Source organism: Mycobacterium canetti CIPT 140010059 (assembly GCF_000253375.1).
GTDB lineage: Bacteria > Actinomycetota > Actinomycetes > Mycobacteriales > Mycobacteriaceae > Mycobacterium > Mycobacterium tuberculosis.
Genome location: NC_015848.1, coordinates 1,232,321 through 1,247,520, shown reverse-complemented (window position 1 = coordinate 1,247,520; position 15,200 = coordinate 1,232,321). Strand labels below are relative to the sequence as shown.

The window sequence follows — 15,200 nt, the reverse complement described above, 5'->3', positions numbered from 1 at the left end:
CTCTGCATCCACCACGCAATAGTGCGAGTAACCCGCCTGCTGGACGCAGAGTCAGCACCAAGAAGCGAAGGGCGGCCCGCTTTGAACACCGAATTCACGCTCACTCAGAAGCGCGCCCTGGCGATCCTCACGTTGATCGCTTTGCTGTTCGGTGCGTACTTCCTGCGTAACTATTTCGTTCTGATCGTGGTGGCAGCCGTCGGCGCCTATTTGTTCACGCCACTTTTCAAGTGGTTCACCAAGCGCTTCAATACCGGCCTGTCGGCCGCCTGCACGTTGTTGTCGGCGCTGGCCGCCGTCGTCGTGCCGGTGGGAGCCTTGGTGGGGCTGGCGATCGTGCAGATCGCTCGCATGGTCGACTCCGTCGCCGACTGGGTGCGGACGACCGATCTGAGCACCCTCGGCGACAAGATCCTGCAATTCGTCAACGGCTTGTTTGACCGGGTGCCGTTCCTGCACATCACGGTTACCGCGGACGCACTGCGCAAAGCGATGATTTCGGTAGCACAGAACGTCGGCGAATGGCTGCTGCACTTCCTGCGCGACGCCGCCGGAAGCCTCGCCGGTGTCATCACGTCGGCCATCATCTTTGTGTACGTGTTCGTCGCGCTCCTGGTGAACCGCGAGAAGCTAAGGACACTGATCGGCCAGCTCAACCCGCTCGGCGAAGACGTCACGGATCTGTACCTGCAGAAGATGGGCTCGATGGTCCGCGGCACGGTGAACGGCCAGTTCGTCATCGCGGCGTGCCAGGGAGTCGCCGGCGCCGCATCGATCTACATCGCCGGATTTCACCACGGCTTCTTCATCTTCGCCATCGTGCTCACCGCGTTGTCGATCATCCCGCTGGGCGGCGGCATCGTGACGATTCCGTTCGGCATCGGGATGATCTTCTACGGCAATATCGCCGGGGGAATCTTCGTGCTGCTGTGGCATCTGCTGGTGGTTACCAACATCGACAACGTCCTGCGGCCGATCCTGGTGCCGCGCGACGCGCGGCTGAACTCGGCGCTGATGTTGCTGTCGGTGTTCGCCGGTATCACCATGTTCGGCCCCTGGGGTATCATCATCGGCCCGGTGCTGATGATCCTCATCGTCACCACCATCGACGTCTACCTCGCGGTGTACAAAGGCGTCGAACTGGAACAGTTCGAAGCACCACCCGTCCGCCGCAGGTGGCTGCCGCGTCGAGGCCCGGCCACGTCAAGAAACGCCCCGCCTCCGTCAACCGCTGAGTGAGACCCGCTATCGTGCGGGCAACGGGGGCTGCGATTGCGTCGCCGACGCCAGCGTGCGGAACTGATCGATGCTGCCGGCACCGGTGATTGCCAGCTGGGTGGCCCCGCCCGGTCCGGTGAGCCGTGTCGTCCATACCGGCTCGACGGCACCGTTTTCGTCCGAACCCTCGTAAACGACCCAACGGGTGCCGCCCACGTCGACCGTCCCCGTCGGGTACATCGACGGGTGGATGGAGCCGACCAGCTTGTCCTCGTCGGCGTTGCTCTGGGTCAAGCTCAGATATCGCCCGGTCGGGCTGATGAATCCCACGACCGAGGTGGACGCGTTGCGCAGCTGACCGGTTGCCGGGTCCGCTCGCCCGTTCTCGATGCCGCCGCGACCCCCGGAGTTGGGCGTCCAGCCGCCTGGCAATTGCGGCAACCGTATCGGGAATCCCAGCGTCTTGGCGTCTGCCCGCAGCGCCTGGGCCGCATCGTAGGACGGGATCGGTCCCCGCTTGGTCCCGCCCAGTTGAAACGAGCACATCCCAACCAGGCCCGCCAACAGGATGCACCCCACGACCAGCGGCGCGAGCGACCAGAACATGTCGCGGCCGTCCTGCAGCAACCGCGGTTTAGCCGGCCTAGGGGTCGGCTGCGGCTCGGCGGTCACATGGCCAGTATCCCAGCTCCAGCGCACGGTTCGGCTTCTGGGACAATCACCAACCATGACAGCTGAGGGATCCGGTTCGTCGACGGCCGCGGTGGCCAGCCACGACCCGTCGCACACCAGGCCATCGCGCCGGGAAGCCCCGGACCGCAACCTGGCCATGGAGCTGGTCCGGGTGACCGAGGCCGGAGCCATGGCCGCGGGCCGCTGGGTAGGCCGCGGCGACAAGGAGGGCGGCGACGGCGCGGCGGTCGACGCGATGCGCGAACTGGTCAACTCGGTTTCCATGCGCGGGGTGGTGGTCATCGGCGAAGGCGAAAAGGACCACGCACCAATGCTCTACAACGGCGAAGAAGTGGGCAACGGCGACGGACCGGAATGCGACTTTGCCGTCGACCCCATTGACGGCACCACGCTGATGAGCAAGGGCATGACCAACGCCATCTCGGTGCTGGCGGTAGCCGATCGCGGCACCATGTTCGACCCGTCGGCGGTGTTCTACATGAACAAAATCGCCGTCGGCCCCGATGCCGCACACGTGCTGGATATCACCGCGCCGATCTCGGAAAACATCCGAGCGGTCGCCAAGGTCAAGGACCTGTCGGTGCGAGACATGACGGTGTGCATCCTGGACAGGCCGCGGCACGCGCAACTCATCCACGACGTCCGCGCCACCGGGGCCCGGATCCGGCTGATCACCGATGGCGACGTCGCCGGCGCGATCTCGGCGTGCCGACCGCACTCCGGCACCGACCTGCTAGCTGGGATCGGCGGCACCCCGGAGGGAATCATCGCCGCCGCGGCGATCCGCTGCATGGGCGGGGCGATCCAGGCGCAGCTCGCCCCGCGCGACGACGCGGAACGCCGCAAGGCCCTAGAAGCCGGTTACGACCTGAACCAGGTCTTGACCACCGAAGATCTGGTGTCCGGGGAAAACGTCTTCTTCTGCGCCACTGGGGTCACCGACGGCGACCTGCTCAAGGGAGTGCGTTACTACCCCGGCGGCTGCACCACCCATTCGATCGTGATGCGCTCGAAGTCCGGCACCGTCCGGATGATCGAGGCCTACCACCGGCTTTCAAAGCTCAACGAATACTCCGCGATCGACTTCACCGGCGACAGCAGCGCCGTGTACCCATTGCCCTAACACACCCACGACACACAAGGAACCCGATCAATGGCCGTTGACGCCGACAGCGCCGATTACCGCATCGAGCACGACACCATGGGCGAAGTCCGGGTGCCGGCAAAAGCGTTGTGGCGCGCGCAAACCCAGCGCGCGGTGGAGAACTTCCCGATATCCGGCCGCGGGTTGGAGCGCACCCAGATCCGCGCGCTAGGCCTGCTGAAAGGCGCCTGCGCGCAGGTGAACTCCGACCTCGGGTTGCTGGCGCCGGAGAAAGCCGACGCCATCATCGCCGCGGCCGCCGAGATCGCCGACGGTCAACACGACGACCAGTTTCCCATCGACGTCTTCCAGACCGGCTCGGGCACCAGCTCCAACATGAACACCAACGAGGTGATTGCGTCCATCGCGGCCAAGGGCGGGGTCACGTTGCATCCCAACGACGACGTGAACATGTCGCAGTCGTCCAACGACACCTTCCCGACGGCCACCCACATCGCGGCCACCGAGGCCGCGGTCGCTCATCTCATCCCAGCGCTGCAGCAGCTGCACGACGCATTGGCCGCCAAGGCTCTTGATTGGCACACGGTGGTGAAGTCGGGCCGAACGCATCTGATGGACGCCGTTCCGGTGACACTCGGCCAGGAGTTCAGCGGATATGCCCGCCAGATCGAGGCCGGCATCGAGCGGGTGCGCGCGTGTCTGCCCAGGCTGGGCGAGCTGGCGATCGGCGGCACCGCGGTGGGTACCGGCCTCAACGCTCCCGACGACTTCGGCGTCAGAGTGGTCGCGGTGCTGGTCGCGCAGACCGGTCTGTCGGAATTGCGTACGGCGGCTAATTCTTTCGAAGCTCAGGCTGCCCGCGACGGGCTGGTGGAGGCGTCCGGGGCGCTGCGCACGATCGCGGTATCGCTGACCAAGATCGCCAACGACATCCGCTGGATGGGATCGGGCCCATTGACCGGCCTGGCCGAGATCCAACTGCCAGATCTGCAGCCGGGCAGCTCGATCATGCCGGGAAAGGTGAATCCGGTTCTGCCGGAGGCGGTTACGCAGGTCGCCGCGCAGGTGATCGGAAACGACGCCGCCATCGCTTGGGGTGGGGCCAACGGCGCATTCGAACTCAACGTCTACATCCCGATGATGGCCCGCAACATCCTCGAGTCCTTCAAGCTGCTGACCAATGTGTCACGGCTGTTCGCCCAGCGCTGCATAGCAGGGCTGACCGCCAACGTCGAGCACCTGCGGCGGCTGGCCGAGTCCTCACCGTCGATCGTGACACCGTTGAATTCGGCCATCGGCTACGAGGAGGCGGCCGCCGTCGCCAAGCAAGCACTCAAGGAACGCAAAACGATTCGCCAAACCGTGATCGACCGTGGCCTGATCGGCGACAGGCTGTCGATCGAGGATCTGGACCGCCGTCTGGACGTGCTGGCAATGGCCAAGGCCGAGCAGCTCGACAGCGATCGGCTATGACGGTTCCTCCCGCTGGCCCCTACGGCAACTACCCCTACGGCCCGAATACGTATGGGCAGGACCCGTATTGGGGAGGCCAACCGCAGGGCGGCTCCTATCCGCCGGCCTACCCACCCCAGCAGTATCCGCCCGGCTGGCCGGCGGGGCCCTATCCGCCAGGACCACCTCCGCCCGGGCCAGGATCGAAGACACCGTGGCTGATCCTCGCCGGCCTCGCGGTGCTGGGTGTCATCCTACTGGTGGTGATCCTGGTGATCGGCCTCCGCGGCGACAACAAGTCGACCACGGCAACCTCTCCGGCGACGAGTGCTCCCACGTCGCAACCGTTTTCCCAGCAAACCGCAACCGGTTGTACCCCAAATGTGTCCGGCGGTGTGCAGCCCATCGGCGATTCGATCAGTGCGGGTAAGCTGTCGTTCCCGACCAGCGCGGCACCCGGGTGGTCGGCGTTCTCCGACGACCAGAACCCGAACCTCATCGACGCGGTGGGCGTCGGCCACGAGGTGGCCGGTGCCGACCAGTGGATGATGCAAGCCGAGGTTGCGATAACCAACTTCGTCACCACCATGGACGTCGCCGCGCAAGCATCGAAGTTGATGCAATGCGTGGCCGACGGCCCCGGCTACGCAGGCTCGTCGCCCACCCTGGGCCCGACCAAGACGTCGTCGATCACCGTCGACGGGGTCAGGGCCGCCCGGGTAGACGCCGATATCACAATCGCCGACAGTTCACGCAACGTCAAAGGTGATTCGGTCACGATCATCGCGGTCGACACCAAGCCGGTCACCGTCTTCCTGGGCGCCACCCCCATCGGTGATGCAACCTCGCGCGCCACCGTCGAGAGGGTCATTGAGGCGCTGAAGGTCAACAAGTCCTGAGGTTACGCACCGTTATTTGGCCCGCCCGAATTCTGACCCGCAATATCGGTGATCGGGAAGTTGGGCATCGGCTTGGGCGATGAGGTGTTGGGCAACGGCGGGATCTCGCTGGCCGGAATGTCACGCAGTTCGTTGACGGGTGGACCGTTTTCCCGGCTGCCGTAACTGCTTCCTGGCGCCCTCGGCCCGAGCAGCTCGCTGACGGTCACCAGGCGATAGCCGTTGGCTTTGAGCACCGGGATGAACTGGTACACCACGTCGACGGTGCTGGAGTAGGTGTCGTGGAACAACACCACCGAACCCGGCTTGATCTGCGTCATCAGCATGTGCCGGGTTGCTGCCGTGTTGGAGTCGTTGATCCAGTCGAAAGGTATAACGTCCCAAAGGATTTCGGCTTGCCCAACCTTGGCCGCGGCCTGGCGTACCGCATCGTTGGACAGTCCGCCGGCCGGGCGATACAACGTCGGCGTGCGGCCGGTCGCCGCGGCGATCACATCGTTGGCCCTGGAGAATTGGCCGGGGATATCCTCGGGCGGAATCGTGGTCATATTGGGGTGTTCCCAGGTATGGCTACCGATCTCCATGCCCGCGTCCGCGATGCGCCGGGCGCCGGCGGGGTTGGCGGCCACTTTGTTGCCGATCAGGAAGAAGGTGGCTTTGGCGTCGTTGTCGGTCAGGATGTGCAACAGCCGGTCGGTATAGGGCCCCGGACCGTCGTCGAAGGTCAACGCGACACACTTGATGACCGAACAGCTCAGGTTCTCCGCCCGTGTGACCCGGCCGCTAAGCCCGCCCACCACCAGCACCGCACCGGCGACCACGACACCGGTAACCGTGCGCCAGTAGCGCCAGGTCTGGTTGTCGCGTCGCTTCGGCACCCAGGAAGTCTACCGGCGAGCAGACACAGAATCGCACGCGCCGGGCCGGCGCAGTGCGATTCTGTGTCTGCTCGCGGGAGGCGCACTCAGCGCGGCCCGGTGATCTCCTCGAGCATCTCGGTGACCAGCGCGGCGATCGGCGAGCGCTCACTGCGCAGCAAGGTGATGTGGGCGAACAACGGATGACCTTTGAGCTTCTCGATCACCGCGGCGACCCCGTCGTGGCGGCCGACCCGCAGGTTGTCGCGCTGGGCGATGTCGTGGGTCAACACCACCCGGGAACCGGTCCCCAACCGGGACAGCACGGTCAGCAACACATTGCGCTCCAGCGACTGTGCCTCGTCGACGATGACGAACGAGTCATGCAACGAGCGGCCCCGGATGTGGGTCAGCGGCAGCACCTCGAGCATGCCACGGGACAGCACTTCCTCGAGCACCGCCGGGCTGGCCAGCCCCTCGAGGGTGTCGAAGACCGCCTGCGCCCACGGGCCCATCTTCTCGCTCTCGCTACCGGGCAGGTAGCCCAGCTCCTGGCCGCCGACCGCGTACAGCGGGCGGAAGACCACCACCTTGCGGTGGGTGCGTCGCTCCAGTACGGCTTCCAGACCCGCACACAACGCCAAAGCGGACTTGCCCGTGCCGGCTTTGCCGCCCAGCGACACGATGCCCACCGACTCATCGAGCAGCAAATCCAGCGCCACCCGCTGCTCGGCGGAGCGGCCACGCAGACCGAACGCCTCACGGTCACCTCGCACCAGCTGAACACGTTTATGCGCATTGACCCGGCCCAGCGCGTGGGAACCGCCGCCCAGCAACCGAATCCCGGTGTGACACGGTAGGTCCCGGGCTTCGACCAGGTCGATCTCGCCATCGGCGAACAACGCATCGATATCCGCGGAAGCGGTCTCGAGCTCGTGCATCCCCGACCATCCGGACACAACGACGTCCTGCGCGTGGTACTCGTCGGCGGCCAGCCCCACCGCGGCGGCCTTAACGCGCAGCGGAATGTCCTTGCTGACCAACGTGACCCGCTTGCCCTCGGCGGCGAGGTTGGCGGCGCAACTCAAGATCCTCGAGTCGTTGCTGTCGGTGCGAAAGCCTGCGGGCAGCACCGCCGGGTCGGTGTGATTGAGTTCGACGTGCAGCGTACCGCCTTGGGTGCCAACCGGAATCGGCTGATCCAACCGCCCGTGTTCTAGGCGCAGATCGTCGAACAGACGCAACGCCTGGCGGGCGAACCATCCCAGCTCGTGGTGGTGGCGCTTGGCTTCTAGCTCGCTGATCACCACCAACGGAACCACCACATCGTGTTCGGCGAACCGGCTGCACGCCCACGGATCGGACAGCAGCACAGAGGTGTCGAGCACGTACGTGCGGGTATCGGTCACGGAGCGCTCCTCGAGCTAACGGCGCTCGAGCGGACCCACCCGAGCATGTCGGCGGGGGCAGCGACACCAGGACCGGGGCCGGTCCTGCCCTTGTCATGACAGCAGTCATGACAGCCGTCGTGACGGAAGGTGCCGCCCTGGCAGCAGAGCATGTCGCTAGCCATCGAGTGCGACGCTACTCCGCCGGCCGTACCCCCGCAGGGCAGGCGCGCCGACGGGTGTCTAGCCCGTGACGAATTGCTTGAGGGAGGGCTCCCCAGCCAGGCCCCATGCCGTGATGCGGTCCGAGATCAGCTGCCGTAGCTGCGGCTTGCCGAAAATGCCAGCGTCGGCCACGTTCTGCAGCTTGTCTCGGTAGGCCTCGATGTCGGCCCCGAGGACGTCGAGGTCGGCGGCACGGGCGGCGATCGCCGCGATCGTCTCGTCACGCGTGTAGTCCAGGCAGTGCGTAACGAGGTTGGCGAAGAACTCCTCGTGTCGCACTTCGTCTCGGGCGATGCGGTCGATGAGTCCGGCCAGGATGGGCTCTTCGATCTGCGCGGCCAGATTACGACAGAACACCGCGCCGCAGCGCTCGTAGAACGCCATGTACACCAGGGTCTCGACCTGCGTGTACTTCTCGGCTCGGTAGCCCTTCATCACGTGTTGGACTCGAACGTCCTCGTTGGCGACCGGGTCGACTTCCCGGGTCACCACCAGGTATTCGCGCAGTGCGATGGCGTGCAGGTGCTCCTCTGCGGTCCACCGGCCGAGCCAGCGGCCCCACCAATCCTCGAGTATGAAGTGCTCGACGAGCTCACGGTGATGACCGGCCAGGTTGTCCTTGAGGATCAGCAGGATCTCGCATCCGTCGGTGATCGTTCTGGGCAGCGTCGACTGGGATGGATCCCAATCGCGTCCGCCGAGGAATGCAAAGTTCTCCCCCTGGTCGAACGGGACGTAGTCGTGGGCGAACCAGATGTCCTCGGTGTCGAGGTGGCGGGTCATGTTCGCTTCGACCACCGGCTCGAGCTCAAGGGTCAGCGCATCAGCGACAGGTTTCTGTGCCATGCGGTAACTGTAACTCGCATACACAGATTTCGTGAAATCGGGCGCCGCCGTGTCGCGCGGTGATCGGCGCTCTCGCGCTGATGCGCGCCAACGACAGGCCCGCGTCAGCGGCCGACCAGACTCCACTCCTCGAGCCCGTCGTAGAGCGGAAACGCCCTGGCCAGCCGGGTCGCCCGATCCTTAAGCACCGACACATCAACGGAACTGCCGGTCGCCAGCGCGGTCGCAATAATGTCGGCGACCTCGGTGAACTCGGTGTCACCGAAGCCGCGGGTCGCCAGCGCGGGCGTGCCTATCCGCAGGCCCGAGGTCACCATCGGCGGTCGGGGATCATTGGGGACGGCGTTGCGGTTGACCGTGATGCCGACCTCGTGCAGCAGGTCCTCGGCGGCCTGGCCATCCAGTGGGGAATCACGCAGATCGACCAGCACCAGGTGGACGTCGGTGCCGCCGCTGACCACCGACACACCGGCCTTGGCGACATCGGGAGCCATCAGTCGATCGGCAATGATCCGGGCCCCGGACAGCGTGCGCCGCTGCCGGTCGGCAAATTCGGGTGTGGCGGCGATCTTCAACGCGACCGCCTTGCCGGCAATGACGTGCATGAGCGGACCGCCCTGCTGCCCGGGAAACACCGCCGAGTTGATCGCCTTGGCGTACTGCTGCTTACCGACGATCAGGCCGGAGCGGCCGCCGCCGAGCGTCTTGTGCACGGTGGTGGACACCACATCCGCGTGCGGCACCGGCGACGGGTGCAACCCCGCGGCGACCAGACCCGCGAAATGCGCCATGTCCACGAGCAACTTGGCCCCGACCTCGTCGGCGATCGACCGGAACGCCGCGAAGTCGAGCACCCGCGGGTAGGCCGACCAGCCGGCGATGATCACCTTCGGGCGGAATTCGAGTGCGGTGGCCCGCACCGCATCCATGTCGATCAGATGTGTCGCCGGGTCGACGCCGTAGAAGCCATTCTCGTAGAGCTTGCCGGAGAAGTTCAGCCGCATGCCATGGGTCAGGTGACCACCGTTGGCCAGGTCCAGACCCAACAGCCGCTCGCCGGGTGACATCAGCGCATGCAGCACCGCGGCGTTGGCCTGAGCGCCCGAATGCGGTTGCACATTGGCGAATTCGGCACCGAACAACGCCTTGGCTCGGTCGCGGGCGAGGTTTTCCACCACGTCGACGTGCTCACAACCGCCGTAGTAGCGCCGCCCGGGCAGTCCCTCGGCGTACTTGTTGGTCAGCACACTGCCCTGGGCCTGCAGCACAGCGCGCGGTGCGAAGTTCTCCGAGGCGATCATCTCCAGGGTGTCTCGTTGCCGACCAAGCTCCTTGGCCAGCAACTCGGCGATATCGGGGTCAACCTCAGCGAGCGGGGCAGACATTACAGCGGTAGTGCGAGCGTCAGGTGCAGCAGTCACGGGCGCCAGTGTATCCAGCGAGCCGCTCCCGGGCTGATTACCCTTAATGCAGCACACGCCATCCACCGTTGCACGTCTGCACCGCAAACGGCAGCCACTAGTGCCCCAGCTGCCACGTAGGTCACGAGTAGCGGTGGGCGGTTTGTGCCCGACTCACAGCATCAACCGGCGTCAGCGTGCGAAATTCACAGGGCCACAGCTGAATTCCATCGAAACACCGCGCCCTGGCCCCAGTGCCCAGCTAAGCCCAGGGGGTACCCCCGGCCCTCGGCACCGACACGGAGTCTGCCAGCACCGCACTTCGCCAGCCCAGCCATCAGGCCCCGCACCCGTCCCTGCAAGACTGACACCATGTCGCGGCTTAGCGAGCCGAGCCCATATGTCGAGTTCGACCGAAGGCAGTGGCGCGCGCTCCGTATGTCGACTCCGCTAGCCCTCACCGAAGAAGAACTGGTTGGCCTGCGCGGTCTCGGTGAGCAGATCGACCTGTTGGAGGTCGAAGAGGTCTACCTACCGCTGGCCCGGCTGATTCACCTGCAAGTCGCCGCCCGCCAACGGCTGTTCGCGGCCACCGCGGAATTTCTCGGCGAGCCCCAACAAAACCCGGACCGGCCGGTGCCGTTCATCATCGGTGTGGCCGGCAGTGTGGCGGTCGGCAAGTCCACCACCGCCCGCGTGCTGCAGGCGCTGCTGGCTCGCTGGGATCACCACCCCCGGGTAGATCTGGTGACCACCGACGGCTTTCTCTACCCCAACGCCGAGCTGCAGCGGCGAAACCTCATGCATCGCAAAGGTTTTCCGGAAAGCTATAACCGCCGGGCACTGATGCGGTTTGTCACCTCGGTGAAGTCCGGCTCCGACTACGCATGTGCGCCGGTGTATTCGCATTTGCACTACGACATCATCCCGGGGGCAGAACAAGTGGTCCGCCATCCCGACATCCTGATCCTGGAGGGGCTCAACGTCTTGCAGACCGGCCCCACGCTCATGGTGTCGGATCTGTTCGATTTTTCGTTGTATGTAGACGCCCGGATCGAGGACATCGAGCAGTGGTACGTATCACGGTTTTTGGCCATGCGCACCACGGCGTTCGCCGACCCGGAATCACACTTCCACCACTACGCGGCTTTTTCTGACTCGCAGGCCGTCGTCGCCGCGCGCGAGATCTGGCGGACCATCAACCGGCCCAACCTCGTGGAGAACATTCTGCCGACCCGTCCCCGGGCCACCCTGGTGCTGCGCAAGGACGCCGACCATTCCATTAACCGGCTGCGGCTGCGCAAGCTGTAATTGGCGGTCCAATCGCCGGGTGCAGGCGAGTTAGGCCGCCAGCCGGCGCACTCCCGGATATTGCCATCCCTCGAAAACCGTGGTGTACCCGCCTCGGGCCGGCGTAGCGGCGATACCGGTTGCGGTCATCGGCGCCAATTCAGCGGCAACGATCGACACCAGGGCGTGCGCGAAGTTTGCGACGACGCCAATGCCGCGGAGGCGGCCAGCCTACCGGCTACGGCGACACGCCAGCCGTGCCGGTTTGGCCGAACAGCAGGCCTCCAAGCCCGCCGGACCCGCCGGGTCCGCCGGGCCCCGGGGTGCCCCCGGTGCCGCCCGCGCCTCCGTTGCCCCCATTGCCGCCGTCGCCGATCAGCTGCGCATCGCCACCGTCACCGCCTTTGCCGCCGGCACCGCCGGTGGCGCCGGGGCCGCCGATGCCACCGCTTGACCCCTGGCCGCCGGCGCCGCCATTGCCATACAGCACCCCGCCGGGGGCACCGTTACCGCCGTCGCCACCGTCGCCGCCGCTGCCGTTCAGGCCCGGGAGGCCGAATGAACCGCCGCCAAGCCCGCCGCCGGCACCGTTGCCGCCCTTTCCGCCGCCCCCGCCGGCGCCGCCATTGCCGAACAGCCACGCACCGTTGCCGCCAGCCCCGCCGCCGTCACCGCCGCTGCCGGCGCCGCCGCCGGACCCGCCATTACCGCCGTTCCCGTCGGTGCCCCCGCCGTTACCGGCGCCGCCGTTGCCGCCAATATCGGCGGCACCGCCAGACCCGCCGGGGCCACCATTGCCGCCGGCACCGAACAACAGCCCACCGGTGCCGCCGGCCCCGCCGGACCCGCCGTTGCCGCCATCACCGCCATCACCGCCAGCACCGCCGTCACTGCTTATGAACCCGGTACCGCCAGCGCCGCCCCTATCGCCGGCGCCGCCGGAGGCGCCGTGCCCGCCGGCGCCGCCCACGCCCAACAGCCCGGCGTTGCCACCGGCCCCGCCGGACCCACCGGTCCCGCCGATCCCCCCGTTGCCGCCGGTGCCGCCGCCATTGGTGCTGCTGACGCCGTTAGCGCCGGCTCCGCCGTCTCCGGCGGTGGCGCCCTGGCCGCCGGCCCCGCCGTTGCCGTACAGCCACCCGCCGGTGGCGCCATTGCCGCCGCTGCCGCCGTTGCCGCCGTTGCCGCCGTTACCGCCGTTCCCGCCGCCACCGCCGGCTTGGCCGCCGGCGCCGCCGGCGGCCGCGGCCCCGCCGTTCCCGCCAGCCCCGCCATCGCCGAACAGCCACCCGGCGGGGCCGGCGGCCCCGCCCCCGCCGTCACCACCGCTGCCACCGCTGCCGCCCGCGCCGCCACGGCCGCCAGCGCCGGCGATGCCCGTGCCGGCGGCGGCCCCGCCGTCACCGCCCTTGACGGCGGCGCCGCCGGCCCCGCCGTCACCGCCGTGCCCGCCGGTGCCCACCAGCAGCCCGGCGGCGCCGCCCTCGCCGCCGGCGCCGCCCGTGCCGCCACGGCCGCTGTCGCCGCCGGCCCCGCCGTTGGCGTTACCGCTGAGGCCAGAGCCGCCTTTGCCGCCGGCCCCGCCGGCGCCACCGTCCCCGCCGGCCCCGCCGGCGCCACCGACGCCCCACAGCCTGGCGTTGCCTCCGGCCCCGCCGGCGCCACCGTCCCCACCGGCCCCGCCGGTCCCACCGGCACCGCCGCCGCCGCTGCTGCTGACGCCATTACCCGCGGCTAAGCCGTTTCCGGCGGCGGCGCCGTGCCCGCCGGCACCGCCGTTGCCGAAGAGCAACCCACCGGTTCCGCCGCCACCCCCGGCCCCGCCGTTGCCGCCAGCGCCAGCGGTGCTGCCGCCGGCACCCCCCGTGCCGCCGGATCCGCCGTTACCCCCGGCTCCGCCGGCGCCCCACAGCAATGCGTGGCCGCCGGACCCACCGGCACCTCCCGCACCGCCATCGCCTGCGGTGAAGTTAATGCTAAAGGCGGCGCCGCCAGCACCGCCCTTGCCGCCGTTGCCACCGGCCCCGGCGTCACCGAATAACCCGGCGGCGCCACCAGCGCCACCGTTGCCGCCCGCGCTGCCGGCGACGTTGACTGGCCCCGACCGGCCGTTGCCGCCGTCGCCACCGGCCCCGCCGGTACCCCACAGTCCCGCGGACCCGCCAGCCCCGCCATTGCCGCCGGCGACACCGGGTATCACCGATGTCCCACCGGCCCCGCCGGCGCCGCCATTGCCATACAGCCACCCGCCCGCACCGCCATTGCCGCCGGCCGCGCCGGCCCCGCCGCCGCCCCCGGCCCCGCCGTTGCCGATCAGCCCGGCGGCGCCGCCGTTGCCGCCGGCCACCCCGGCGGTGGTACTAGTGCCGCCGTTGCCGCCGTTGCCGTACAGCAACCCCCCGGGCCCGCCGTCTTGCCCCGGCCCGCCGTTGGCGCCATCACCGATCAGTGGACGCCCCAACAACGCCTGGGTGGGCCCATTGATCAGATCGAGCAGCCGCTGGTCGACGCTCTGCGCCGCCGAGACGTTGGCGGCCTCGGCAGCCGCATACGCCCCGCCGCCGCCAGTCAACGCCTGCACAAACTGGGCATGAAACGCCGACGCCTGGGCGCTAACCGTCTGATACGCCTGCCCGTGCGCGCCGAACAACGCCGCGATTGCCGACGACACCTCATCTGCACCCGCGGCCAGCAACCCCGTCGTCGGGGCCAACACCGCGGCGTTGGCCTCCGCCAGCGCCGACCCAATGCCCGCCAGATCCGAAGCGACCGCCACCAACGCCTCCGGCGCAGCAATCACAAACGACATCGTTTACCTCCGATCAATCATGCATCGGCCACGTCGTCAGGGTGCACAGATCGTATCGCTGACGCGCCCACCATCAACCCGGTTTCCCATGGACAGAATGCACACCATCCCGCTGGCGGCATATGCACTTTGCATGACGCAAAGCATGCGCCTCAGCAAATGGCTCTAAGACGAGCCAGCGGTTGCCGTACATGCCGCCAGCATCTCGTCGTCACGATGGCCGACCGCGTCCGCGCAGCTGACCGCCGAGCCGCGCCGACACCCAAAGCCTGGCGTTACCACCGGCTCCACCCGATGTTCAAGCAAGCGTGTGCGATCTGCATGGGCCGCAGCAGCGAACGTTTCGCGCCGCGGTCAAAGCTTCTACGCCGCGACGGCCCATGCCGGGCCGCCGGTTGGGTGTCAACGTGGTCTTTAGTTGACTTTCGCCGAGAACGAATCGACCCCCAGACCCACACCGTCGCTCCAGGGCTCCAAGCCGGCCCGGATGCTCGTGAGGTACCACGAGTCGGTGATCGGCTCCATGGTGGCGGTGTGGTCGACGAAACTCATCACGTCGAAGCTCCAGACCTCGATCGGCTCGGTCGCGACATAGGCCATCGCGTTGTTCATGCCGTTGCTGCCATCCCACACCACGAAGTTCTTGCCCTCGATGGTGGTGTTGCCCACCGGGGAGCCGACCGGCTGAATGGAGCCCTGGTGGTTGAACCAGATCATGATCTCCTGCTGGTTGACCCCGGTCGTCTTGGGTGTGGAATCCAGGCAGATGTCGTAGGAGGCGTCCCATACCCCGGTCGTCGGGTAGTTGTAGTCGATGCTGGTCGGCGCCGACAAAATCTGGCCCACCTCAATAGGCAGGTTGGTGCCCACCGACGAGGTGGCCCCAGTGCACGCCCTCGCAGATCGAGGGGTAACTCAGCGGGGCGCCGTTGGTTGGGGCAGCACCGTTCATCTCGGTGATGGTGAACCCGGTTTGGCTGACGTTGACGGTCTGCCCGGCGGGGGTTGTTCCACGCGT

13 protein-coding genes are annotated in these 15,200 nt (G+C 67.5%); 5 read left to right on the top strand and 8 right to left on the bottom strand.

What is annotated here, in order from left to right:
• Nucleotides 1–81: 81 nt before the first annotated feature.
• Nucleotides 82–1,239, top strand: a complete 1,158-nt coding sequence (locus MCAN_RS05860; protein ID WP_003898727.1) for an AI-2E family transporter — start codon at nt 82–84, stop codon at nt 1,237–1,239.
• 6 nt (nt 1,240–1,245) lie between these two features.
• Here the strand turns inward: MCAN_RS05860 and MCAN_RS05855 are convergent, their stop codons facing one another.
• Nucleotides 1,246–1,890 (bottom strand): DUF4245 domain-containing protein, encoded by a 645-nt coding sequence (locus MCAN_RS05855; RefSeq protein ID WP_041179599.1) that lies wholly within the window; start codon nt 1,888–1,890, stop codon nt 1,246–1,248.
• A 55-nt stretch (nt 1,891–1,945) separates the two neighbouring features.
• Here MCAN_RS05855 and glpX point away from each other — a divergent pair, with 55 nt between their 5' ends.
• Genes glpX through MCAN_RS05840 form a run of 3 tightly spaced genes read left to right on the top strand, consistent with a single transcriptional unit; the run spans nt 1,946 to nt 5,367 of the window.
• Nucleotides 1,946–3,034 (top strand): class II fructose-bisphosphatase, encoded by a 1,089-nt coding sequence (gene glpX, locus MCAN_RS05850; protein ID WP_003898726.1) that lies wholly within the window; start codon nt 1,946–1,948, stop codon nt 3,032–3,034.
• 30 nt (nt 3,035–3,064) lie between these two features.
• The gene (locus MCAN_RS05845) at nt 3,065–4,489 is read left to right on the top strand and encodes a class II fumarate hydratase (RefSeq protein WP_014000606.1); all 1,425 of its coding nucleotides are present in this window, start codon (nt 3,065–3,067) and stop codon (nt 4,487–4,489) included.
• A complete protein-coding gene (locus MCAN_RS05840; protein WP_003405804.1) occupies nt 4,486–5,367 on the top strand; it encodes a hypothetical protein in 882 nt (293 codons plus the stop codon). Before MCAN_RS05845 ends, MCAN_RS05840 begins: the two co-directional genes overlap by 4 nt.
• A 2-nt stretch (nt 5,368–5,369) precedes the next feature.
• Here the strand turns inward: MCAN_RS05840 and MCAN_RS05835 are convergent, their stop codons facing one another.
• The 4 genes from MCAN_RS05835 to glyA form a co-directional block, all read right to left on the bottom strand.
• A complete protein-coding gene (locus MCAN_RS05835; protein WP_014000605.1) occupies nt 5,370–6,245 on the bottom strand; it encodes a polysaccharide deacetylase family protein in 876 nt (291 codons plus the stop codon).
• A gap of 86 nt (nt 6,246–6,331) precedes the next feature.
• Nucleotides 6,332–7,633: a PhoH family protein gene (locus tag MCAN_RS05830; RefSeq protein WP_003405802.1), complete on the bottom strand. Its 1,302-nt coding sequence runs from the start codon at nt 7,631–7,633 to the stop codon at nt 6,332–6,334.
• Between the two features lie 222 nt (nt 7,634–7,855).
• Nucleotides 7,856–8,683 (bottom strand): acyl-ACP desaturase, encoded by an 828-nt coding sequence (locus MCAN_RS05825; RefSeq protein WP_014000604.1) that lies wholly within the window; start codon nt 8,681–8,683, stop codon nt 7,856–7,858.
• 104 nt (nt 8,684–8,787) lie between these two features.
• On the bottom strand, nt 8,788–10,068 hold the full coding sequence (gene glyA, locus MCAN_RS05820) for a serine hydroxymethyltransferase (protein ID WP_014000603.1): 1,281 nt from the start codon (nt 10,066–10,068) through the stop codon (nt 8,788–8,790).
• A 387-nt stretch (nt 10,069–10,455) separates the two neighbouring features.
• Here glyA and coaA point away from each other — a divergent pair, with 387 nt between their 5' ends.
• Complete coding sequence (coaA, locus tag MCAN_RS05815; protein ID WP_003405790.1) at nt 10,456–11,394, top strand: type I pantothenate kinase; 939 nt, start codon at nt 10,456–10,458, stop codon at nt 11,392–11,394.
• A gap of 217 nt (nt 11,395–11,611) precedes the next feature.
• On the opposite strand, the gene MCAN_RS05810 is transcribed toward coaA, so the two are convergent.
• The 3 genes from MCAN_RS05810 to MCAN_RS23470 form a co-directional block, all read right to left on the bottom strand.
• Nucleotides 11,612–14,182: a PE family protein gene (locus MCAN_RS05810; RefSeq protein ID WP_014000602.1), complete on the bottom strand. Its 2,571-nt coding sequence runs from the start codon at nt 14,180–14,182 to the stop codon at nt 11,612–11,614.
• 414 nt (nt 14,183–14,596) lie between these two features.
• Nucleotides 14,597–15,052, bottom strand: coding sequence for a GH12 family glycosyl hydrolase domain-containing protein (locus tag MCAN_RS05805; RefSeq protein ID WP_014000601.1), 456 nt, complete (start codon nt 15,050–15,052; stop codon nt 14,597–14,599).
• Complete coding sequence (locus tag MCAN_RS23470) at nt 15,030–15,134, bottom strand: endo-1,4-beta-glucanase (RefSeq protein ID WP_003405770.1); 105 nt, start codon at nt 15,132–15,134, stop codon at nt 15,030–15,032. Before MCAN_RS23470 ends, MCAN_RS05805 begins: the two co-directional genes overlap by 23 nt.
• Nucleotides 15,135–15,200: the final 66 nt, after the last annotated feature.